This is a genomic window from Streptomyces sp. NPDC087845 (assembly GCF_044742755.1).
Lineage (GTDB): Bacteria > Actinomycetota > Actinomycetes > Streptomycetales > Streptomycetaceae > Streptomyces.
Window position 1 is genome coordinate 441,299 of record NZ_JBIUVC010000008.1, and the last position, 6,378, is coordinate 447,676.

Annotated in this window: 6 protein-coding genes and 1 pseudogene; 4 read left to right on the plus strand and 3 right to left on the minus strand. The window is 67.4% G+C overall.

Going from position 1 to position 6,378, the window contains the following annotated elements:
- Nucleotides 1-53: 53 nt before the first annotated feature.
- Nucleotides 54-1,166, plus strand: a complete 1,113-nt coding sequence (locus ACIOMQ_RS22845; RefSeq protein ID WP_402190066.1) for an ISL3 family transposase — start codon at nt 54-56, stop codon at nt 1,164-1,166.
- 293 nt (nt 1,167-1,459) lie between these two features.
- Nucleotides 1,460-2,251 (plus strand): class I SAM-dependent methyltransferase, encoded by a 792-nt coding sequence (locus ACIOMQ_RS22850; RefSeq protein ID WP_402190068.1) that lies wholly within the window; start codon nt 1,460-1,462, stop codon nt 2,249-2,251.
- 87 nt (nt 2,252-2,338) lie between these two features.
- Here ACIOMQ_RS22850 and ACIOMQ_RS22855 read toward each other — a convergent pair.
- A pseudogene (locus tag ACIOMQ_RS22855) lies at nt 2,339-2,509 on the minus strand (transposase); the annotation flags it as partial.
- 803 nt (nt 2,510-3,312) lie between these two features.
- A complete protein-coding gene (locus tag ACIOMQ_RS22860; RefSeq protein WP_401265438.1) occupies nt 3,313-3,693 on the minus strand; it encodes a winged helix-turn-helix transcriptional regulator in 381 nt (126 codons plus the stop codon).
- An 88-nt stretch (nt 3,694-3,781) separates the two neighbouring features.
- On the opposite strand from ACIOMQ_RS22860, the gene ACIOMQ_RS22865 reads away from it, so the two are divergent.
- A complete protein-coding gene (locus tag ACIOMQ_RS22865; protein ID WP_362206563.1) occupies nt 3,782-4,714 on the plus strand; it encodes an NADP-dependent oxidoreductase in 933 nt (310 codons plus the stop codon).
- 232 nt (nt 4,715-4,946) lie between these two features.
- Complete coding sequence (locus ACIOMQ_RS22870; protein WP_401987288.1) at nt 4,947-5,798, plus strand: IS5 family transposase; 852 nt, start codon at nt 4,947-4,949, stop codon at nt 5,796-5,798.
- Between the two features lie 76 nt (nt 5,799-5,874).
- Here the strand turns inward: ACIOMQ_RS22870 and ACIOMQ_RS22875 are convergent.
- Nucleotides 5,875-6,378 (minus strand): transposase family protein (locus ACIOMQ_RS22875; protein WP_402190071.1); only part of this gene is annotated, 504 nt, incomplete at its 5' end.

Genomic DNA, 6,378 nt, shown 5'->3' on the forward strand with positions numbered 1-6,378 from the left:
CGTAGATCATGTTGTTGTCGAAGCAAGATGATCACAACAGAAGAGCTACGGACGTGGCAAACGATACGACGCGGTTGTTGGGCCTTGACGGCCTGGCCGTGGTCGGGGTCGCCGACGACACCGACGGGCCGGTGGTGCACCTGGTCACCGCCGATGAGCGGGCACGCCACTGCCCAGGCTGCGGCACCCGGGCGCGACGGTCGAAGGGCCGGCGGGTGACCCGGCCGCGTGACCTGTCGGTCGGTGGCCGCCGACCGCGGCTGGTGTGGGCCAAGCGCCGCTGGCGCTGCGACGAGCTGGCGTGCCGGCGTCGCTCGTTCACCGAGTCGGTCCCGCCAGTACCGCCACGTAAGCGGCTAACCACACGATTACGGGCTGCGGCCGGCGCGGCGGTGGCCGATCAGGGCCGCACGGTCGTCCAGGCGGCCCGCGACTATGCGCTCTCCTGGCCGGTCGTTGCGGCGGCGTTCACCAGTCACGCCCGGGCGGTGCTGCCGGCCCAGCCCGAGCCGGTGCAGGTGCTCGGTATCGACGAGATCCGCCGAGGCCGGCCGAGATGGATCCCCGACGAGGCTACCGGGATCTGGCAGACCGCCGTGGACCGTTGGCACGTCGGCTTCGTCGACCTGTCCGGCAAGCAGGGCCTGCTCGGGCAGGTCGAAGGCCGCACCGCCCAGGCGGTCATCGCCTGGCTGGCCGACCGCGACCAAGCCTGGCGCGACGCGGTCCAGTACGTCGCGATCGACATGTGCACGGTCTTCAAGTCGGCGATCCGCCGGGTCCTGCCGCAGGCCACCCTGGTCGTGGACCACTTCCACCTGGTGCAGCTGGCGAACCAGACCCTCACCGAGGTCCGCCGCCGGGTCACCGTGACCCACCGCGGCCGGCGCGGCCGCAAGGGCAACCGCGAGTGGGAACTGCGCAACCGGCTCACCCGCTCTGCCGCCCGGATGCGCGGCGAGCACGTCGACGCTCTCCTCGACGAGCTGTCCAACCTGCCCAGGGTGATCGGCGCGCCGATCACCGTCGCGTGGAACGCCAAGGAAGACCTCCTGGACCTGCTTGCCACCGCCCGGACCCGCCCGGACCGGGAACAGGTCCGCGATCTGCTGTACCGGTTCTACCGCCGATGCGCCGACGCCGATTTTCCCGAACTGCAGCGCTAGCCACAACCGTCGAGACATGGTGGCCAGAGATCCTTGCGTTCCTGCACACCGGGATCACCAACGCCGGCTCCGAAGGCACCAACCGGGTCATCAAGATCATCGCCCGCGACGCCTACGGCTTCCGCAACCCCGGCAACCAGCGCTTACGCACCCGCTGCGCGACCACCCGTCGAGCCCGTGGACACCTCGATGCCCGCTAATTTCGTTGATCCCGCACCCTGCAATCGTGTTGGCTAGCGGCACCGAACTGTCAGTACCGCAGGTGTCCGCTTGGCTGTAGCAGGGAGTTAAACGTGCAGGACATTGTTGTCGACCCCGCTGCCCACAATCGGGCAGCCTGGGACAAGTATGTCCAAGAGGGCAACGAGTGGTCGAGGCCGGTGAGTGCTGAGGATGTCGAGCGCGCCCGCATGGGCGACTGGTCGATCGTTCTCATCGGGCGTGAGCCAGTCGACCGCTCCTGGCTGCCGACGGACCTGACCGGCAAGGACGTGTTGTGCCTGGCCTCCGGCGGTGGCCAGCAGGGTCCGATCCTCGCCGCCGCAGGGGCGCGGGTCACCGTATTCGACAACTCACCCCGCCAGCTCGGCCAGGACGAGATGGTGGCGGCGCGCGACGGACTCGAGCTGCGCACCGTCCTAGGCGACATGCGCGACCTCAGCGCCTTCGGCGACGCAACATTCGACGTCGTATTCCATCCGGTCTCTAACCTATTCGTACCAGACTTGGCACCGGTGTGGCGTGAGTGCTTCCGCATCCTGCGACCGGGCGGAACTCTGCTCGTGGGCTTCCTCAACCCTGATGTGTACTTGTTCGACCACGAGGCGCTCGACGAGCGCGGCGAGCTGATCGTCGTGCACAAGCTGCCCTACAGCGATGTCACGCAGTACTCCGCCGAGGAACGCGCCACGAAGTTCGGCACGGATGCCCCTCTTGAATACAGCCACACCCTCACCGACCAGATCGGCGGGCAACTCGCCGCGGGGTTCGTCCTCACCGGCCTCGCGGAAGCGCCGCACCAATCCAACGCGTCCGCCCAATACATGTCGAACTATTTTGCGACGCTGGCGGTCAAGCCGGGCTGACCCAGCCGTGGGGCCGGCCGAGACGGCCGTGTCTCCGAATGGCCAAGTGGAGCGCTGTGCCAGCCCGACCCCCACTGACTGATCGTTTCAGAATGCGGTTCGGAGTCGTCTCAAGCAGATGATGCTGCAGGCGAGTTGGAGCAGACCGAGATGGAGATCGGCTCGTATCTCGTAGCGGATCCGAAGGCGTTTGAACTGGTGCAGCCAGGCGAAGGTCCGCTCGACGACCCAGCGGGTCCTGCCCAGGCCGGAGCCGTGCGGGGCCAAGAACTCCGGCGCATCGACTTTGTCGCGCCCCCGCTTGTCCAAGAGCGCGCACGCGCGCCGGGCGCACCTCCGGTGCCCTCTAACTGCTGGTTTGGAATAGAAAAGATGCAAACGGCACGGAAGTTGTTCATAGCATGATTGCGCGCTTCGTGATCAACGAGGGCGGCGGGCTCATCCACTACGAGAACGCCCTCGTGCTCGCCACCCCGAACCCCAACCACGGCACCATTTGGGGCAACGCCTACCTGAGCTTTCGGCTCCGACTGGGCCGATGTACGGCTCCGGGTAGCCCTCCACGACGGTACGACCTGGACCGTCGTCAAGAACTGGGACATCAAGGCCGCCGACGGACGCCTCGCCGAACAGCTCCCTGCCCACACCCAGAAGGTCAGCATCGGCCGGGTGAAGAAGAGCGCCGCCGACGTGGCCGACAACATCCCCGTCAACTGGCTCCTCGAATACCTGTAAGAACCCACCCGCGCCCCGGTCCGGGCTGAGAGCGTCCGGGCCGGGGCGCCGACCCTCCGCCGAGCCTTTCCACCGCTCCTGGCGGCCTACGGCCAAGAGCCTTCGGCTACTGAACTGCTCAAACTTCGATGGCACGTGCTCAAAGTCTGACGGCATAGGACAGTGAGCATCAGTGTCCCGTCTCACTCAATAGAGTCACTTGCTCAACGAACCGAGTCGTTCGACCTTCTGTCTCAGCGAACCTGGTCGCGCGGCTGAGTGCGCTGGGGTGCTGGATGGCCGTACCGGCTGGGGTGAATCTGAAGGGGCGGTCCCTGGCGGGGGTCTCAGTCGCTATGGGCGACCGACGCAGGGTCGGCGTCGAGCGCCTCGAGAACTGCGTCGCCGTTCGCCCTGGCCCACTCGGTCAGCATGTGGATCGGCTCGATCAGCGTGGCCCCGAGCGAGGTGAGCTCGTACTCGACGCGGGGCGGCGCCTCGGCGTAGGCGTGGCGGCGGATGAGTCCGTGCGCCTTGAGCCGTCGGAGCGTCTGGGTGAGCATCTTGCGGGAGATGCCGCCGATCAGCTCGATCAGCTCGCCGTGGCGCACCGGGCCCTTGCTGAGGCCGTAGAGCACGACCACCGTCCACTTGTCGGCGATCACCTCGACCGCCAGCCGCGCCGGACAGTCGGCGAGAAAGGGATCGCCGGGACGGAAACCGCTCATGCGCCAAAGGTACCTGCGCCGAAGGTACCTGCTGGTTCCTATCAGATTCATAGCCTGGGTTCTCTCCCCCTCCAGAGCCAGGAGAATCATGCGAGTCATCACCCAGCAGACGTTCGGTGGGCCCGAGGTGCTCACCATCGTGGACGCGCCCGAGCCCCAACCCCTCCCCACCGAGGTTCTCGTCCGTGTCAAGGCGATCGGGCTGAACCCGCTGGAGGCGCTCCTGCGCGCCGGCGAGTTCCCCCCGCTGCTCGGCCAGCCGCCATTCATCCTCGGCTGGGACATCAGCGGCGTGGTTGAGGAGGGATCGCTGACGTATAGGTTCAGGCCCGGCGACGAGGTGTTCGGGATGCCACTGTTCCCACGGGCGGGGAGCGCTTACGCCGAGGTCGTGTCTGCGCCGGCGTTGCACCTGTCACGCAAGCCTGCGTCGCTCTCGCACGTCGAGGCGGCGGCCCTGCCGGTCGTCGGGCTGACGGCGTGGCAGGGGCTCGTCGACCTCGCCGGCGTGACCGAGGGCGACCGCGTCCTGGTCCACGGCGGTGGTGGCGGGGTCGGCCACGTCGCGATCCAGATCGCGAAAGCGCTCGGTGCGCACGTGATCGCGACCGCCAGCGGGGGCAAGCGGAAGTTCGTCGAGGAGTTCGGCGCGGACGAGGTGATCGACTACACGGCGGTCGACTTCACCGAGGCGGTCCGCGACATCGACGTCGTGCTCGACACGATCGGCGGCGACACCGTCGAGCGGTCGCTCGAAGTACTCCGCCCAGGCGGTCACCTGGTGACGGCGGTCGCCGAGGGGGATTCGGCCCTCGCCGCCAAGTACGCGGCGGCCGGCATGCGCTTCAGCGGCATCGCGGTCGACCCCGATCCGGTCGCCCTGCGAGGGCTCGTCGAACTCGTCGAACAGGGCAGGCTCCGGATCCACGTGCAGGAGACGTTCCCGTTCGAGCGCGTCGCCGTCGCGCACCGGCTGCTCGACGGCGGTCACCTCCAGGGCAAGCTCGTCCTCACCGTCTGATCCCGTCGTGGGGCCTCGCGTGAGTGAGGCCCCACCGAGATGTCCTCTCAGTCCCCACGGGTCGGCTCCGGCCTTTCGTCTCGGCGAACCGGGTCGATCTGTCTCATCCAACTCAGTCCACGCAGGTCACCGTCATGCGGACGACTGGCTTCGTTGAGACAGGACAATCAGAACGGGCACGGGTCCACGTGATCATGGAGTTCTCTACGCTCAGTGATCACGAAGGACAGCCGTGCCCGCACTGCCGTCTTGCCTGCTCGAACCCCTCTGGAACCAGTTCGTGGCGCTCCTGCCCGCTCGGGAGGAGTTCGCCGCAGGCCACCCGCTTGGCTGCCACCGCCGCCGTGTCCCCGACCGGACTGTGTTCGAGCACGTGGTGCTCGCTTTGGTCCACGGCTCGGGCTATGAACGGGTCTCCAGCCCCGGGTGCTCTGACCGGACCATCCGTCGACGTGTCAAAGAGTGGGCTGAGCAGGGGATATCCGAAGTGGCGCACATTCTCGCTCTGGAAGCGTACGACCGGTTGATCGGCCTGGAACTGTCCGAGATATCCGTGGATGGTTGCATCACCAAGGCCCCGTGTGGCGGCCAGAGTGCAGGCCGGTCCCCAGCGGACCGCGGGAAGCAGGACCTGAAGCGCTCGGTCGCCACTGATGCCCGCGGCGTCCCGCTCGGCCTGGTCGCGGCGGGAGCCAACCGCCACGACTCGCCCCTGCTCGGACCGACTCTCCACGCAGCCATGGTCCAGGTCGGCCCACTGCCGGACGACGTGAACGTCAACCTCGACCGGGGCTATGACAGCAACACGTCCCGCGCTTTGCTCCGGGAGTTGGGCTTCACCGGTGAGATCGCCCGCAAGGGCGTGCCCGCCCCGATCCAGGCCGGCAAGCGGTGGGTCGTAGAACGAACGCACTCGTGGATGAACAGCTACGGCAAGCTACGACGCTGCACCGAGAAAAACAGCACCGTCGTCGAGTTCTACCTCCACCTGGCCGCAGCACTCGTCACTCTCCGCATGCTGATCCGCCACGCCACCATTCACTACCGCTGGGATCAGCGTCCCACCGCACGCCACCTCAAGTGATCCATTTGCCGCTCGGTCTAACGAGCTGGTGCGTGATTGCGTTGGAGACGTGAGGGGCCTGAGCTGGGGGTTTGTGTCAGCCGGTGGTGTTGCGGTCGGAGACGAGGCCGGCGATGGCCCGGTAGGTCACAGGCAGGGTCTCCCGGCGGTGGGTCCAGCGGACCAGTTGCTTCCAGCGTTTGTGATCGGCGAGGGCGTGTTCGACGGTAATGCGCTTCGAGGAATGCCGGTGTCGGGCCCGTAGGCGGGCTTCGAGGACCTCGGGCGGGCTGATCTTGTTCCCCTTCCTGGGTGGGGTCACCGCCTGGCCGGGATGATCGCGGCGAAGCCCGAGGTAGCCGTCGTCCAGGAGGACCTCCACGTCGCGAAAGTGCCGGAAACAGGTACCGATGCCTTCGTTCCGTGCGGCGGTCGCGTCGTGCATCCGCCCTGGCCGCAGGGCATCGGTCCACAGCGTGCGACCCTGATGGTCGGCGACGACAGTGGCCTTCATCGTGTTCTGTTTCTTCTTGCCCGAGACGAACGCACGGCGCCCGCCGCGGCCGGCCGGGGGCCGGCGGACCTGGACCTCGGTGGCGTC

What these genes read in the sequence shown, in the direction of transcription:
- ACIOMQ_RS22860 (WP_401265438.1), bottom strand. Translation starts at nt 3,693, where the DNA reads ATGAGCGGTTTCCGTCCCGGCGATCCCTTTCTCGCCGACTGTCCGGCG.
- ACIOMQ_RS22865 (WP_362206563.1), top strand. Translation starts at nt 3,782, where the DNA reads ATGCGAGTCATCACCCAGCAGACGTTCGGTGGGCCCGAGGTGCTCACC.